The 15323-nt window shown below is 63.4% G+C and carries 15 protein-coding genes; 3 read left to right on the forward strand and 12 right to left on the reverse strand.

What is annotated here, in order from left to right; genetic code table 11:
- Positions 1 to 245 precede the first annotated feature (245 nt).
- The 9 genes from AC04SG_RS23710 to AC04SG_RS23750 form a co-directional block, all read right to left on the reverse strand.
- Entirely contained in the window at positions 246 to 1205 is a 960-nt protein-coding gene (locus tag AC04SG_RS23710; RefSeq protein WP_488553021.1) for an AraC family transcriptional regulator, read from the reverse strand.
- Between the two features lie 238 nt (positions 1206 to 1443).
- Positions 1444 to 2424, reverse strand: a complete 981-nt coding sequence (locus tag AC04SG_RS23715) for a branched-chain amino acid ABC transporter permease (protein WP_488553022.1) — start codon at positions 2422 to 2424, stop codon at positions 1444 to 1446.
- Position 2425: 1 nt separating this feature from the next.
- Positions 2426 to 3313 carry a branched-chain amino acid ABC transporter permease gene (locus AC04SG_RS23720; protein WP_112566970.1) on the reverse strand — a complete coding sequence of 296 codons (888 nt, stop codon included), beginning with the start codon at positions 3311 to 3313 and terminating at the stop codon, positions 2426 to 2428.
- Between the two features lie 267 nt (positions 3314 to 3580).
- Positions 3581 to 4285 (reverse strand): ABC transporter ATP-binding protein, encoded by a 705-nt coding sequence (locus tag AC04SG_RS23725; RefSeq protein ID WP_112566921.1) that lies wholly within the window; start codon positions 4283 to 4285, stop codon positions 3581 to 3583.
- Positions 4278 to 5060, reverse strand: a complete 783-nt coding sequence (locus tag AC04SG_RS23730; RefSeq protein WP_488553023.1) for an ABC transporter ATP-binding protein — start codon at positions 5058 to 5060, stop codon at positions 4278 to 4280. The genes AC04SG_RS23725 and AC04SG_RS23730 overlap by 8 nt, the downstream gene beginning before the upstream one ends.
- Before the next feature lie 14 nt (positions 5061 to 5074).
- Positions 5075 to 6283 (reverse strand): ABC transporter substrate-binding protein, encoded by a 1209-nt coding sequence (locus AC04SG_RS23735; RefSeq protein ID WP_488553024.1) that lies wholly within the window; start codon positions 6281 to 6283, stop codon positions 5075 to 5077.
- Between the two features lie 353 nt (positions 6284 to 6636).
- Entirely contained in the window at positions 6637 to 7344 is a 708-nt protein-coding gene (locus AC04SG_RS23740; protein WP_488553025.1) for an SDR family NAD(P)-dependent oxidoreductase, read from the reverse strand.
- Between the two features lie 340 nt (positions 7345 to 7684).
- Positions 7685 to 8281 (reverse strand): YdeI/OmpD-associated family protein, encoded by a 597-nt coding sequence (locus AC04SG_RS23745; RefSeq protein ID WP_488553026.1) that lies wholly within the window; start codon positions 8279 to 8281, stop codon positions 7685 to 7687.
- A gap of 124 nt (positions 8282 to 8405) precedes the next feature.
- Positions 8406 to 9317, reverse strand: coding sequence for a S1C family serine protease (locus AC04SG_RS23750; protein WP_112566930.1), 912 nt, complete (start codon positions 9315 to 9317; stop codon positions 8406 to 8408).
- Between the two features lie 455 nt (positions 9318 to 9772).
- Here AC04SG_RS23750 and yghU point away from each other — a divergent pair, with 455 nt between their 5' ends.
- The gene (gene yghU, locus AC04SG_RS23755; protein WP_488553027.1) at positions 9773 to 10642 is read left to right on the forward strand and encodes a glutathione-dependent disulfide-bond oxidoreductase; all 870 of its coding nucleotides are present in this window, start codon (positions 9773 to 9775) and stop codon (positions 10640 to 10642) included.
- A gap of 185 nt (positions 10643 to 10827) precedes the next feature.
- Here the strand turns inward: yghU and AC04SG_RS23760 are convergent, their stop codons facing one another.
- On the reverse strand, positions 10828 to 12039 hold the full coding sequence (locus tag AC04SG_RS23760) for an aminotransferase-like domain-containing protein (RefSeq protein WP_488553036.1): 1212 nt from the start codon (positions 12037 to 12039) through the stop codon (positions 10828 to 10830).
- Positions 12040 to 12283: 244 nt separating this feature from the next.
- Positions 12284 to 12439 (reverse strand): DUF1127 domain-containing protein, encoded by a 156-nt coding sequence (locus AC04SG_RS23765; RefSeq protein WP_488553028.1) that lies wholly within the window; start codon positions 12437 to 12439, stop codon positions 12284 to 12286.
- Between the two features lie 524 nt (positions 12440 to 12963).
- On the opposite strand from AC04SG_RS23765, the gene AC04SG_RS23770 reads away from it, so the two are divergent.
- Positions 12964 to 13938, forward strand: a complete 975-nt coding sequence (locus tag AC04SG_RS23770) for a nucleoside hydrolase (protein ID WP_488553029.1) — start codon at positions 12964 to 12966, stop codon at positions 13936 to 13938.
- A 44-nt stretch (positions 13939 to 13982) separates the two neighbouring features.
- Here the strand turns inward: AC04SG_RS23770 and AC04SG_RS23775 are convergent, their stop codons facing one another.
- Entirely contained in the window at positions 13983 to 14630 is a 648-nt protein-coding gene (locus AC04SG_RS23775) for a class I SAM-dependent methyltransferase (protein WP_488553030.1), read from the reverse strand.
- Positions 14631 to 14808: 178 nt separating this feature from the next.
- On the opposite strand from AC04SG_RS23775, the gene AC04SG_RS23780 reads away from it, so the two are divergent.
- On the forward strand, positions 14809 to 15323 hold a 515-nt coding region (locus tag AC04SG_RS23780; protein WP_488553031.1), incomplete at its 3' end, for an adenylate/guanylate cyclase domain-containing protein.

A 15323-nucleotide genomic window follows, 5' to 3' on the forward strand; every position in this document is an offset into this window, starting at 1 on the left:
GTCGAGGTTTTGCATTGTTCACCGGCGGCGTCTTGGGCTGAGCCGCACTGGAATTGTCCTGGAAAGCGCTGCGGCACTTGCGCAATCAGTGTGGCCGTTCGGCATCAGGCGATGGGGCCTGCAAAGCGTTCGAAGAAATTCAACCGACGCGCTCAAGCTCTTGTTTTATGAATGTGGAGATCCCAAAACGGCTCCACACCCTCCAGTCTGAGGGCGAGGGTGTGCCTTCGGGCGACATGGGTCTTTTAGCGGGCGCCGCTCGGTGTCGAGCCGAAGCGACGGCGGAAACAGCGATTGAAGTAGGATACGTCGGAGAAGCCGCTGAGCAGCGCGATCTCGCTGATCCGCATCCTGTCGTTGCGACGGTCGGCGAGCATGCGATGAGCCCTCTGCAGGCGCAGTTCGAGAACGCGCGCGGCGAAACTCGTCCCGGTCTCCTGCAGGAGATCATGGACATAGCGCGGGGACAGCCGCAGTTGCTGGGCGATGCGCTGGGCCGAAATGGCGGGATCGGCGAAATTGTCCCGGATCTTGTCCAGGATGGCCTGCAGCCTTGCCGCGCGCAGCCCGCGCAGTCCCGCCAGTTCGGCGGGCTCGCCCTTCGCCCCGGTCGCCAGGCCGAGCAGGTCGACGATCGTTTCGGTGGCATGGGTGACGAGATCCGGCGAGACCAAGGCGGGTCCCGATCTCAGAAAGCTGCAATAGCGCTTGAGCATATCGAGCGCCTCATTGCCGGCACCGATGGTCAGCGCCAGCCGGTCGTCGATATTGGCGAAGGCTTTCTCCAGGGTTTCGCGGGGCACCACCACATTGGCCCAGATGTTCCAGTCGCTGCCGTACATTTCCAGCGCTTCCGAAGCCGAGACCAGCGCGGCTTCGCCCTTGCCCACACTATAGTCACGGCCGACCTGGGCACCGCTCAGCAGCGTGTCGCCATTGTTGACGAGCAGCAGATAGCCGTCGCGCCCATCGTCGGCGATATTGCGCTCCTTGCGGCGGGCATGCTGGATCGTTCCAGCCATCTGCCCGAGCACCACCGGCCCGACGGCGGTCGCTTCGATTGCCGCCTCGAACGGCCGGTTGTCGGAGATGGCATATTCGACCGACCAAATCTCGGCGACATGGATGTCCTGCCAGAGCGCGAAACGCGAGCGGTCGTCGAGATGCGCCGGCAGGTCGACCGACGAGAAGACATTCTTTTTCAAGGGCAACCGCGTCTTTCTGCGTGCGCGTCTTCAGTCGGAGGCGCAACCTATTGGACCAGTTAAACTGTTGTCCAGAGGCCAGCAATATCCTTGCGGTGCAAGACAATTTCACTGCTGTTGGAGACAAGAATCCGACCGAAATTCACCTGCCTAAATACAAATACCGTAGAATGCCTGCTCGAATCAGCGACCCGGATCGCGACGCTGCGAGGCCAAGGGCTGAAGCGCGCGGACGACGTCAGGCTCCGTCGCGACCGCCGCCGGGTGACAGCCACCGCGCGTAGATCTCGCCGACGATGCCGCGGCGGAAGACCAGCACGCAGATCATGAAGATCAGGCCGGTGGCGATGGTCACCGGGAAGCCCGAGGTGGCGAGGGTGTTTTCCAGGCCGACGACGAGGCCGGCGCCGACGACCGGACCGACCATGGTGCCGATGCCGCCGAGCAGCGTCATCAGGATCACCTCGCCCGACATCTGCCAGGTGACATCGGTGAGCGTGGCGAACTGGAAGACGATCGCCTTGGTGGCGCCGGCAAGGCCGGCGAGAGCTGCCGACATGACGAAAGCGGCGAGCTTGTAGCGGCCGACCGAATAGCCCAGCGAAATGGCGCGGTTCTCGTTCTCGCGGATCGAACGCAGGATCATGCCGAAGGGCGAATTGACGATGCGCCAGACGGCGAAGACGCCGATGAGGAAAACGGCGAGAACGAAGAAGTACATGTTGAGGGTGACGTTGAGATCGACGATGCCGAACAGCGTGCCGCGCGGCACGCCCTGTATGCCGTCCTCGCCTTCGGTGAACGGCGCCTGGACGCAGAAGAAATAGAACATCTGCGCCAGCGCCAGTGTGATCATCGAGAAATAGATGCCTTGTCTTCGAATGGCGAGGAAGCCCATGACCAGCCCGAGCACGGCCGCACCGGCGGTGCCGAGCAGGATACCGGCTTCCGGCGGCCAGCCCCAGCCCTTGACGGCGTAAGCACAGAAATAGGCGGCGGCGCCGTAGAAGGTGGCATGGCCGAAGGACAGCAGCCCGGTGTAGCCGAGCAAAAGGTTGAAGGCGCAGGCAAACAGCGCGAAGCACAGCATCTTCATCAGGAAGATCGGGTAGACGAAGAAGGGCGCGGCGATGAGCGCCAGTATGGCCAATGCTATCAGCACCCGCTCAAGCCGAACGGAAGCGGCGGTACGCTGTTCGTGAAGGGTCGCCTCGCTCATCTCAGGCATCCCTTCCAAACAGGCCGGCGGGGCGCAAGAGCAGCACGATCGCCATGATGACGAAGACGACGAGGTTCGATGCCTCGGGATAAAACACCTTGGTCAGGCCCTCGGCGAGGCCGAGCATGTAGCCGGTGACGATGGCGCCGAGGATCGAGCCCATGCCGCCGACCACGACGACGGCGAAGACGACGATGATGAGATCGGAGCCCATCAGCGGGCTGACCTGGTAGACGGGCGCGGCGAGGATGCCGGCGAGCCCCGCAAGGGCCGCGCCCAGCCCGTAGGTGAGCGTGAGCAGCAGCGGCACGTTGACTCCGAAGGCCTGGACCAGCTCGGGGTTTTCGGTCGCGGCGCGCAGATAGGAGCCGAGCCTGGTCTTTTCGATCAGCAGCCAGGTGCCGATGCAGACGATGAGCGACGCCACCACCACCCAGCCGCGATAGTTGGGCAGGAACATGAAGCCGAGATTGGTGCCGCCGGCGAGTTGCGACGGCACGGCGTAGGGATTGCCGGAGACACCGTAATAGAAACGGAACACGCCTTCGATGACCAGCGCCAGGCCGAAGGTGAAGAGCAGGCCGTAGAGCGGATCGAGGCGGTAGAGCCTGGACAGCGCCAGGCGCTCGACCGCCATGCCGAACACGCCGACAACGAGCGGCACCAGGACCAGCGCCGGCCAGTAGCCGATGCCGAGATGGACGAGCATCAGGTAGCCGATGAAGGCGCCGAACATGTAGAGCGCGCCATGGGCGAAATTGATGATGCGCAGCAGGCCGAAGATGACGGCCAGCCCGAGGCTGAGCATGGCGTAGAAGGAGCCGTTGATCAGCCCGACCAGCATCTGGCCCAGCAAGGCCTGAACGGGGATGCCGAAGATCATCGTCATGGCGTCACCGCTGAAACATGTGCTGAAGGAGGCATGGCCAATTGCCAACATGGCGCTGCCCCTCATTGCCCTGCCGGGCATTTCTCCCCTTAAACGGGGAGAAAGAGGCTGAACGCGATGCCGGCTCGCTTCCTCTGACGTTTGCGATTGGCGAAATCGTCGGCGACAGCGTCCCTTCTCCCCGTTTACGGGGAGAAGATGGCGGCAGCCAGATGAGGGGCAGCGCCGACGCCCGAAAGATGACAGCCCTCCCATCGATTACTGACATCATACCCCAAGCACCTCGTGCAGCTGGTCGGTGTGAGCAGAAAGCTCGCTTACGGCAAAACCCTCCACCACCTTGCCGTGCTCCATCAGATAGAAGCGGTCGGCAATGCGGGCGGCAAAGCGGAAATTCTGCTCGACCAGCAGGATGGTCATGCCGCGCTTTTTCAGGGTCGCCAGCAATTCGCCGATGCGCTGGACGATGACCGGCGCCAGGCCCTCGGTCGGTTCGTCGAGCAGCAGCATCTGCACGCCCGTGCGCAGAATGCGGGCGATGGCCAGCATCTGCTGTTCGCCGCCGGAGAGTTTCGTGCCGGGGCTGTTGCGCCGCTCCTTCAGATTGGGGAAGAGATCGAAGATTTCCTCGACGCTCATGCCGCCCTTGGCCACCACCGGCGGCAGGATCAGGTTCTCGTCGACGGTGAGCGTGGCGAAGATGCCGCGTTCCTCCGGCACGAAGCCAATGCCGCGATGGGCGACGCGGTGCAGCGGCAGACGCATCAGATCGCCGCCGTCGAAAGTGACGCTGCCGCTGCGCTTGCGAACCAGCCCCATGATGGCGCGCAGCGTGGTGGTCTTGCCGACGCCGTTGCGGCCGAGCAAGGTCACGGTCTCACCACGGAAGACATCGAGATTGACGCCATGCAGCGCATGGCCCTCGCCATACCAGGCATGCAGATCGCGCACAGCAAGCAGCGGCTCACTCATGCTCGGTCCCCATGTAAGCGATGCGGACACGCTCGTCCGTGCTCACCGTTGCGTAGTCGCCGGCGGCGAGCACCTGGCCGCGTTGCATGACGGTGATCCAGTCGCAAAGGTCGGCGACGACGGTGAGGTTGTGCTCGACCATCAGCACGGCGCGGTCTTTGGCCAGCGAACGGATGATACCGGAGATCGCACCGACATCCTCGTGCCCCATGCCGGCCATCGGCTCGTCGAGCAAAAGCACCTTCGGATCGAGCGCCAGCGTGGTGGCGATCTCGAGCACGCGCTTCCTGCCATAGGAGAGATCGCCGGCAAGACGATGCGCGACATCGTCGAGGCCGACGATGGCGAGCAGTTCGCGCGCCTGCGGCGTCAACCGGTCGAGTGCGGCCAGCGAGCGCCAGAACTGGAAGCCCAGCCCGCTCGGCCGCTGCAGGGCGACGCGAACATTGTCGAGCACGCTAAGATGCGGAAAGATCGCCGAGATCTGGAACGAGCGGACGAGGCCCATGCGCGCCACCCTGGCCGGCGCGGTGGGGGTGATATCGTGGCCGAGCAATTCGATCCTGCCACTGGTCGGCTGCAGGAACTTGGTCAACAGGTTGAAGATCGTGGTCTTGCCGGCGCCGTTCGGCCCGATCAGCGCATGGATCTGGCCGTGATGGACGTCGAGGTCGACATTGTTGACGGCAACGAAACCGGCGAAATCACGCCTGAGGCCGCGGGCGGAAAGCACCACCCGCGGCGTGTCCTTTGCGCCGCCCGACTGGCCGGCCACAGCTTGCGCCGCTGTCACTTGGTGACGAGCGGGCAGCCGCTGTCTTCGGCCTTGGTGAAGGCCTTGTCGCCCGGAATGGTCGCCAGATAGGTGTAGTAGTCCCAGTCCTTCTTGCTCTCCTCGGGCTTCTTGACCTGATAGAGATACATGTCGTGCACCATCGAGCCGTCGGCCTGCACCTTGCCGTTGGCGGTGAAGACGTCGTTGACGGGCATCTCATGCAACTGCTTGGCCACCGCCTCGGTCTCGTCGGTGCCGGCCTTGTCGATGGCCTTCAGATACTGGGTCACCGCCGAATAGGTGCCGGCCTGGACCATGTTGGGCATGCGGTTGGTGCGCTTGAAGAAGCGGTCGGCGAATTTGCGGCTCTCGTCGTCACGGTCCCAGTAATAGCCTTCGGTCAGCACCACGCCCTGCGCCGCCTGCAGGCCGAGGCCGTGCACTTCGGCAAGGGTGAAGAGAAGTGCCGCCAGCCGCTGGCCGCCGGCGACAATGCCGAACTCGGCCGCCTGCTTGATGGAGTTGGAGGTGTCGAGGCCGGCATTGGCAAGGCCGATGACCTTGGCGCCGGAGGACTGCGCCTGCAGCAGGAAGGAGGAATAGTCCGTGGACCCCAGCGGATAGCGCACCTCGCCGAGCACCTTGCCGCCGCTGGCTTCCACCAGCTTGGCGGTCTGGTCCTTCAGCGAATAGCCGAAGGCATAGTCGACGGTGATGAAATACCAGCTGTCGCCGCCCTGCTTGACGAGGTCGCCGCCGGTGCCGACGGCCTGCGAATGCGTGTCGTAGGCCCAATGGAAGCCATAGGGCGAGCATTGCTTGCCGGTCAGGTCGGTCGAAGCAGCGCCGGTGACGATGTCGATCTTCTTCTTTTCCTTGGAAAGCCCCTGGACGGCGAGCGCCACCGAAGAGGTCGTCAGCTCCATGATCGCGTCGACCTGCTCGGTGTCATACCACTGGCGCGCGATGTTGGACGCTATATCCGGCTTGTTCTGGTGGTCGGCGTTGACGATCTCGATCGGCGCGCCCTGGACCTTGCCGCCAAAATCCTCGACGGCCATCTTGGCGGCCTCGACCGACCATTTGCCGCCGAAATCGGCATAGACGCCCGACTGGTCGTTGAGGATGCCGATCTTGACCTTGCCGTCGGAAATTTCACCGGCCGCCGCCGGCATCGCAGTCGCCGCGAGCAGCGCGGCTGAGACGAGATAGGTTGCTTTCACAGGTGGTCCTCCCTTGTGGCCGACAGCGGGAAACGCGGCGGCCTTGCAATGGTTCAACAGTTTCGTCCGCTTAGCTGGAAATTCGGGCCGTCGCGCCCGCCGCTTCTCCTCTTGGTAACCCCTCCGCCCTGGGTGCGTAGGAAGGTAGCATCACATTTCGTGAGGGGAGAATGCTATTTTCGTAGCATGGCGTGCGGGCATCTCGGCGGCTTCCAGACCCAACGAGCTGGGTTTCCGCTGCTTGCTGGCTAAGGCATTGACCCGGCTGACTTTTCCACTCTATCTCGATTTCACGTCGATCGAGTGGAAAACCGATGTTTTTCAGCGGCTTACCTTGCAAATCTCGGCTTCATTCACCACGGCAGCCTTTTGCCATCGCGGAAGAAGCCGCCGGTCGGGCCGTCGTCCGGCAAGGTCGCGGCCCAGACGATGCCGGCCGCCCCTTGCGCCACCGGGCGCCCGCCCGGGCCGCCCATATCGGTCGCGACCCAGCCGGGGCAGATGGCATTGACCAGCACGCCGGCGCCGCGCAATTCGGCAGCCAGGATGCAGGTCAGCGCGTTGAGCGTCGCCTTGGTCGTCGAATAGGCCGGCGCGCCGGCGCCCATCGAGGCGAGCGAACCGCCCTCGGAGGAGACGTTGACCAGCCGGCCATGGCCGGAGGTGCTGAGCAGCGGCGCGCAGGCGGCAGCTATGCGCCAGGCGCCGAAGACATTGGTCTCGAAGGCTTCGCGGATCACCGTCCAGTCGGGTTTTAGCGCCCGCGCACGCGGGTCGTAATGGATGGCGGCGTTGTTGACGAGCACGTCGATGCGGCCGAAGCGGCGCTCGATTTCGGCCACGGCAAGGGCTGCCGCGTCAGGTGCAGCGACATCCAGAGCGATGGCCTCCACCTTGCCGCCGAGTTGCCTCGCGGCCGCCTCGCCTTTGGCGAAATCGCGCGTGCCGAGCAGCACGGTGAAACCGAGCGCCGCCAGTTGGCGGCCGGTCTCCAGGCCGATGCCGCGATTGCCACCGGTGACGAGCGCCACTCTGCCGGAATGGGGTGTGGAGGTGGTCATTGGCAAAGTCCTGTGCCGCATGAATAGTGCACGAAAGATCGCATAGGTGGGATCGAATGATTAGGGCGAGGAGACGACAATCGCTGTGCGATGGGGTGCATCAGTGGCGAAGGCCGATGCGCAAGGCCGAGTTCCTTCACACCCCCCTCTGTCCTGCCGGACATCTCCCCCGCAAGGGGGGAGATCGGCAGTTTTGCCAACAGCGCTCTTTCTTGGAACGTTGGTGATTGGCGAAAGCATCGGTGACATCTGATCTCCCCCCTTGCGGGGGAGATGGCCGGCAGGCCAGAGGGGGTATCCAAGTGCTAGCCTATCAAAACTGGATCACCAACGACCGCCCTCACCGCTTCTGCGGATGGATCGTCTCGCCACGCTTCAGCATCTCGACGAAGGCCTCGATCTTCTTCCTGCGCCCGGCTTCGGTCTTCATGTTGTGGGTGCGGAAGGCGAGCGCGAAGCGGTTCTGGGCGGAGAGTTTTGCCAGCATCGCTTTCGCCTCAGGTTCGGCATCGATGGCGGCCTGCAGATCGTCGGGGATCTTCATGTCCTTGCCACTGGCATAGGCGCGGTCCCAGCGGCCGTCTGCCTTGGCCGCCTCGACCTGTCGCAGCCCGTGCTCGGTCATCCGGCCCTCCTCGACCAAGCGGGCGACATTGTCGATGTTGATGTTGCTCCAGATGCTCTTTTTGCCGCGCGGCGTGTAGCGCTGCAGAAAGCTCTTGTCATCGAGCGACTTGCGCACGGCATCGATCCAGCCGAAGCACAGCACCACGTCGATGGCCTGCTTGGGCGTGATCGAGGCGAGGCCGGAGCCGACCTTGTGCACCTTGATCCAGACCTCGGTCTCGCCGGCGTGGTTCTCCCGCAGCCAGGCGTAAAAACTTTCGGGATCTGGGAATTCGCGAACTTTTTCCGGATCGACCTTGATCGGCGCCATCATCACCTCGTTTGTGCCGGACCGGCTATATCGGCTGTCGATGCCAGTTTCCGTCAGCAGAACCTCCGAGGCCAAGCACCGGACCCCCTTCCCTTCGCCCTGTGGGAGAAGGGAGGGCGCTCTTTCACTGCAGATGCGGCTTCTTCAAAAAGCTGTTGCGGTCGGCGGATTTTACCCTGAGCCAGGTTTCGCGGCCGTCGCGTACCACCCTGAGCGGGATCTCCGAACCGGCGGGGTTCTGCCAGAGCTTGCGGTAGAAATCGGCGAGACCGTCGACCTCGCCGTCGCGCACGTCGGAGATGATGTCGCCCTGGCGCAGGCCCGCCTTGGCGGCGGGGCCGCCTTCGGCGACACTCATCACAATCACGGCGCCGTTCGACTCCGCCGAGAAGGCGCCGAGCCACGGCCGTGGCGGCTTCGCCACCTGGCCGCGTGTTAGCAGGTCGTCGAGGATCGGCGTCAGAAGGTTGATCGGCACGACCATGTTGATGTCGGCGACCTCGCCATTGCGGCTCATCTGCAGGAGCAGCGAGCCGATGCCGAGCAGGCTGCCGTCCTGGCCGATCAGGGCCGCGCCGCCCCAGGACGGGTGCGCCGGCGCGATGAAGATCGCCTCGTCGAGCAGATATTCCCAATAGCCGGCGAATTCCTGCTTGGTGACGATGTGCGCCTTGACCGAGCGGCCGGTGCCGTCTGCAAACACCACGGGGTCGCCGACCTTGGCTTTCTCGGCATCACCCAAGGCCACCGCCGGCAGGCCGAGCGGCGCCAGCGCCTGCACCAGGCCGAAGCCGGTCTCCTGGTCATAGGCCAGCGCATGCGCCGGCACCACGCGGCCGTCCTGATCGGTCAGCCAGACCTCTTCCGCCTCGGTGATGAGATAGCCGATGGTGAGCACGAGCCCGTCAGCGCGGATAACGACGCCACTGCCTTCCCGGCGCGTGCCCAGGGCGTTCGCCGTAAAGGCGTCGTCGGGAACCGTGGCGCGCACGGCGACGACGGAACGCAAGAGCGGGGACAGGGGATCTATTGGCATGCTCTCATCCTGGCAGATATGCGTGGGCAGTATTCTCTATAGGTATGCCGCGCTGCACGAGACGCAAGGGTGAGAAGTGATCTGCGCAGCAGACGAAAAGCCAATTGCTTGGCTTTTCGAGCTTCGAACGGTGAAGGCCCGGTCCGCCTTCGGGCGGATCAAAAGGTCCAGTGGACCTTTTGAAGGAGCTGAACGCCCGAAGGGCTGGGAGCCATGCGAAGGGCCGGGACAACCTTCGGCCTCGCGCTGCCCCTCATCCGCCCTTCGGGCACCTTCTCCCCGTGAACGGGGACAAGGGAAAAGGCGCTGACATTGATAATAGTTCAACACAAGTTGAACCTTTCTGAATTGCACCTATCTCTGTCAGTATCTACGTTTCGCCGACTTTTCCGCCATCAGTCTCGCGCCGTCGCGCAAGCCGTTTTCGCCCCGGCCAAATCCAAGGAATTCCTCCCATGACCGAATACACCCCGCCGAAAGTCTGGAGCTGGAAGAAAGCCAATGGCGGCACGTTCGCCAACATCAACCGGCCGATCGCCGGCCCGACGCATGACAAGGTGCTGCCCGTCGGCAAGCATCCGCTGCAGCTCTACTCACTGGCGACGCCGAACGGCGTCAAAGTGACCGTCATGCTGGAGGAACTCTTGGCGCTCGGCCACAAGGGCGCCGAATACGATGCCTGGCTGATCCGTATCAACGATGGCGACCAGTTCGGTTCGGGCTTTGTCGAGGTCAATCCCAATTCCAAGATTCCGGCGCTGCTCGACCGGAGCGGCAAGACGCCGGTTCGCGTCTTCGAGTCCGGCTCGATCCTGCTTTATCTCGCGGAAAAATTCGGTGAGTTCCTGCCGACCGAACAGCCGGCGCGCGCCGAAACCTTGTCCTGGCTGTTTTGGCAGATGGGGTCGGCGCCCTATCTCGGCGGCGGCTTTGGCCATTTCTATGCCTACGCGCCGGAGAAATTCGAATACGCCATCGACCGCTTCGCCATGGAGACCAAGCGCCAGCTCGACGTGCTCGACCGCCGGCTGGCGGAGACCGAATATCTCGGCGGAGCCGGCTATTCGATCGCCGACATGGCGGTGTGGCCCTGGTATGGCGGCCTGGCACTCGGCCGCATGTACAATGATTCTGCCGAGTTCCTGTCGGTGCAGGACTATGAGCACGTGCAGCGCTGGGCCAAGGCGATCGACGCCCGCCCGACGGTACAGCGCGGCCGCATGGTCAACCGCGCCTTCGGCGATCCGGCCATGCAACTGCACGAACGCCACGACGCCGGCGATTTCGAGACCAAGACGCAGGATAAGCTGGTGGCGGCGGAGTGAGGCGCAGGAGCTGCTGATCTCCCCCCTCGTGGGGGAGATGGCCGGCAGGCCAGAGGGGGGCGCGAAGGAACACGATCTTTCCTTGATCTGTCGGTGCAGGGTGCAAAGGCAATAGAAATCTGGCAACGCCGGCGGGACAGCGCCCCCCTCTGCCCTGCCGGGCATCTCCCCCACAAGGGGGGAGATTAGCTCTTCATCAACTTCGCCAACCTCGGCACGCCCTCACCCACCGCGCGCTCATCGGCGAGCGTAAAGCTCATCCGCATCGTATTGCGCCCCGTTCCATCGGCATGAAACGCATTGCCCGGCACGAACGCCACGCGGGCTTCCTTGACCGAGCGGGCGAGCAGCGCTGTGGCATCTGAGCCCTCGGGCAGCGTCAGCCAGACGAACATGCCGCCCTCGGGGCGGCTCCAGCTCACACCGTCGGGCATTTCAGCCTCGAGCGCGGCAAGCAGAGCGTCGCGGCGACCACGATAGGCGTCGATCAGCTTTTCCACCTGGCCGTCGAACACGGCCTCGGAGACGCGGTGCATGACCAGCTGGTTGATCGACGGGCTGTGCAGGTCCGAGGCTTGCTTCATCAGCACCAGACGCTCGACCACGCGGCGCGGCGCGCAGACCCAGCCGACGCGCATGCCCGGCGACAGGATCTTCGAGAACGAGCCGCAATAGAGCGTGCGCGCATTGTCGATACCACCGGAGCGTTCGCAGTCGAGTACCAGGATCGGCGGCTCGCCCTCGCCGTCATAGCGCAGCGCGCGATAGGCGGCGTCCTCGATGACGGCGATGTCGAGCTCACCGGCGAGGTCGAGCACCGCCTCGCGTTGCGCGCGGTTCAGCGTCTCGCCGGTCGGGTTGGCGAAATCGGGCACCAGATAGGCGAATTTCATCTTGCCGCCAGCGGCAGCGGCCGCCTGCTGGTAGGCGGCCGGCGTCATGTTGCCGCCATCCGGCGTCAGCCGGTCATAGCGCGGCTCATAGGCGTTGAAGGCCTGCAGCGCGCCAAGATAGGTCGGCCACGTCACCAGTGCGGTGTCGCCGGGCGACAGGAACAGCTTGCCGAGATAATCCAGCGCCTGCTGCGAGCCGGAGGTGATGAAGATGTTGTGCTCATCGCAAGCGATGCCGACCTTGCCCATCTGGCCGGCCAGCCAGCGCCGCAGCGGCAGATAGCCTTCCGAGACCTGGTATTGCAGCGCCGTGCCTGCATCCGGGCCGCCGAGCACCGAGGCATAGGCATCGGCGATGGCTTGCGACGGAAACAAAGCCGGATCGGGGATGCCGCCGGCAAAGGAGATGATGTCGGGCTGGTCGAGCAGTTTCAGCAGCTCGCGGATTTCCGACGCCTTCATGCGCGAGGCGCGCGACGCCAACAGGTCCATCAAACTCATCAGCCCACCTCCCGGGATACGGCATCTGGTCAAGCATGATCGTTCCGACCATGCAAATTTAGGTCAATCTAGCTGACCTATTATCCCGCTGGAATAGCCAGAATGCCATTCCGCGTGGCCCAGGCGGCGCTGTGGTGGTGGCTGGGGTAGGCAAGGAGAGCAAGATGCCTGCCTCCACTTTGGGAGTTGGGCGACCGGCACTTCAGCAGTCGCCGCGCCGCGTGTGCGATTTCGGCGCCGCGACCGCCTAGAACGGCAGCCGTATCTCATCGATCGCCTTCGATTCCGTCCAGCCAATGTCCTTCTGGATCTCCGTCGGCAATGCATTCAGTGCCCGCACGGTCTTCCTGTGCCTGCTGGCGCGCGCCAAGGCGGCGCGAATTCTGGTGAGACTTTGAAACATCGGTAACCTCCATGCAGCAGCAGAGCGCTGCCTCGGGCCCGCTCTTGCACGGCCCCTGTAACCGATCGATTGCGCGGCAACGGTGAAGCGGTTCACATAGCATGCCCACCAGAAACATTTGTATGCAAATCAGTTTAGGGAATTGAAGAAGCGTCCCGAAGTGCCGCGCAAGAGTACACGCGTGCAACGATGTCAGACACTTGGCCTGCTTGCCTGAAGTGTCGATTCAGCCGCTGTCGGCTAAGCCCTTATTCCGGAGCCTGCGAATCTTCGCATGAGGCTTGCTGGGCGGTGTGCAGACAGCCGGCCTTTGCGGACGAGCGTCGGTTTTGAATATTCTTTCTTCATGCCGGCATCCTCCGGCCCGGCGTTGGAAAATAGCAACGCCCTTCCCGCAGCCTGGCCAAGCTGCCGGCGTCGGGCAGAGCGGGTTGGCACTACATCTGTTGAGAACCAGAGCCTTGACGGCGCAAACACGCCAGTCTCTTGTCCCGCCAAGCTCGGCCGACGGAGGAGATACCACCATGGAAAAGATCATTCTCGACTGCGACCCCGGGCATGACGACGCGATCGCCATCCTGCTGGCGGCAGGCAATCCGGACATCGACCTCCTCGGCATCACCACGGTTTCGGGCAACCACAATGTCGAGAACACCACGCGCAATGCGCTTTCGGTCTGCACCGCCTATGGCATCGAGGTGCCGGTGGCGAAGGGCTCTCCCGGCCCGCTCCTCATCGATCAGGTGCTGGCCATCGAGATCCACGGCGAGACCGGGCTCGACGGCCCAGTGCTGCCGCCCGCCTCGTTCGAACTCGACAAGCGCCATGCCGTCGACTTCATCATCGACACGGTCATGACGCATGAGCCGAAAACGGTCACGCTGGTGCCGGTCGGTCCCTACACCAACATCGCGCTTGCCGTGCGCAAGGACCCCCGCATCGTCGAACGGGTGAAGCGGGTCGTCGCCATGGGCGGCGCCTACACGCGCGGCAACATCACGCCGGCGGCGGAGTTCAACATCTATGGCGACCCGGAGGCCGCCGACGTGGTGTTCCGGGCCAACTGGGACGTCACCATGGTGGGTCTCGACCTCACGCACCAGGCGCTCGCCACCAAAGAGCTTCAGGACCGGGTGCGCGCCGTCGGCGGCCCGATGGCCAGGTTCATTCTCGATATATGGGCGTTCATCGCCACCACGCATGGCGGCCTCTTACAGATCGAATATCCTGCCATCCATGACGCATGCTGCGTTGCGGCCATGATCGACCCGGCCGTCTTCACCACTGAGAAGGCCGATATCCGGGTCGAGCTTGCGGGACGGTGGACCAAGGGCATGACGGTCTGCAATTTCGAGAGGATGGGTGGCATGCACCATTTCGGCGGCACGGCGAGCGAGCAGACCGACTTCCGCCACACCGTGGCGATGAAGCTCGACCATCAAAAGTTCTGCGATTTGATTGTGGATGCGCTGGAGCGGCTGGTGAAGATCAAGGGATGACCGCCCTCTCCCGAACCATCCGACCGTAGTCGAGAGAAACCGGCCTACAGCTTTCTGAAAAAGCCGGACAGAATATTCGGACCCGCTTCGCCCGGCCGCAGCCTGATGCCGTCCTCGAAGCCATTCAGCGTTACGCATTCGAAGCCGTGATGCGCCAGAAGCGCCACCAGCGAGTCCCGGTCGAAATGGTGCAGGTGCTCGTTGGGCAGACGCATGCGCCACGTCTCGAACCACGCGTCGCCATCGGCGCCGAGTTCACGCCAGCGGCAATAGGGCACGGCAATGGCCAGATGGCGGGTCTGAAGGCGAGCGAGAAAACCCAGGTCAGGGATGTGCTCGAGGACGTCGAACATGGCGACGAGATCCCACGAACCGGCGAGCGCCTCCTCCCAATCGACAAAGCGCACACCCTTGGGCAGCGGGAACCTGGTGATGTCGCAGCCGGCGCAGTCGGCAACCCCGGTTATCTTCGCAGCCTCGATGAAAGTGCCGGTGCCATAGCCGATCTCCAGCACCGACCGCGGTATTTCACCGGTGATCCCCAGCACCCAGCCAAGCCGCTGATAGCCGAGCTTGATGGTGCGGTCGCTCAGATCCTCGTAGTAGGACATGTATTGCTTGTCGTATTTGATCGGCGTGACGTCGATCTGGTGGATCACGCCAAACCGGTCGATTTCGTAATTGTCCAGCATTGGCGTACGGCCCCCGGGATTGCGAAGCCTTACATGATGGAGCTGAACGTAAAGTAAGTGGCCAGGAGGTGGTGGTTGCATTGACCGCTGCCCCAGGGGCCGAGCACGCTCGCAATCAAAGTAGTACTAGAATACGCTCGTCAGCGAAGCGTTGACCTAGGGGGCAAGACACCCGCACATGGAGCGAAGGCTTACCGCAATCCTTGCTGCCGATGTGGTTGGCTACAGCCGCCTCATGGGTGAGGACGAGGTCGGCACGCTCGAGCGGTTGAAAAGTTGCCGTCGCGAACTGGTCGACCCGGCGATCAAGGAATTCCACGGTCGCATTATCAAGCTCATGGGCGATGGGGCGCTGGTCGAGTTCGCCAGCGTCGTCGATGCCGTCCAGTGCGCTGCCATGATCCAACGGCGGATGGCCGATCGCAATAAAGGCATCGCCGATGCCCGGCAGATCCAGTTTCGCATCGGCGTCAATCTTGGCGACGTCATCGTCGAGGAAAATGACATCTACGGCGATGGCGTCAACATCGCCGCGCGACTGGAGTCGATGGCCGAGCCAGGGGGTGTATGTATCTCGGGCACGGCGTTCGATCACGCGCTGCACAAGGTTGATGTCGGCTTTGCCAGTCTTGGCGAGCAGCGCCTCAAGAACATCGCCGATCCGGTTCGCGCCTATCGGCTGCTGCTGGATCC

This window comes from Mesorhizobium sp. CNPSo 4684, assembly GCF_057784315.1.

Excerpts from the sequence above, each read along its gene's own strand:
- AC04SG_RS23715 (WP_488553022.1), bottom strand. The coding sequence starts at position 2,424 with ATGAGCGAGGCGACCCTTCACGAACAGCGTACCGCCGCTTCCGTTCGG.
- AC04SG_RS23720 (WP_112566970.1), bottom strand. The coding sequence starts at position 3,313 with ATGACGATGATCTTCGGCATCCCCGTTCAGGCCTTGCTGGGCCAGATG.
- AC04SG_RS23725 (WP_112566921.1), bottom strand. The coding sequence starts at position 4,285 with ATGAGTGAGCCGCTGCTTGCTGTGCGCGATCTGCATGCCTGGTATGGC.
- AC04SG_RS23740 (WP_488553025.1), bottom strand. The coding sequence starts at position 7,344 with ATGACCACCTCCACACCCCATTCCGGCAGAGTGGCGCTCGTCACCGGT.
- AC04SG_RS23745 (WP_488553026.1), bottom strand. The coding sequence starts at position 8,281 with ATGGCGCCGATCAAGGTCGATCCGGAAAAAGTTCGCGAATTCCCAGAT.
- AC04SG_RS23750 (WP_112566930.1), bottom strand. The coding sequence starts at position 9,317 with ATGCCAATAGATCCCCTGTCCCCGCTCTTGCGTTCCGTCGTCGCCGTG.
- yghU (WP_488553027.1), top strand. The coding sequence starts at position 9,773 with ATGACCGAATACACCCCGCCGAAAGTCTGGAGCTGGAAGAAAGCCAAT.
- AC04SG_RS23765 (WP_488553028.1), bottom strand. The coding sequence starts at position 12,439 with ATGTTTCAAAGTCTCACCAGAATTCGCGCCGCCTTGGCGCGCGCCAGC.
- AC04SG_RS23770 (WP_488553029.1), top strand. The coding sequence starts at position 12,964 with ATGGAAAAGATCATTCTCGACTGCGACCCCGGGCATGACGACGCGATC.
- AC04SG_RS23775 (WP_488553030.1), bottom strand. The coding sequence starts at position 14,630 with ATGCTGGACAATTACGAAATCGACCGGTTTGGCGTGATCCACCAGATC.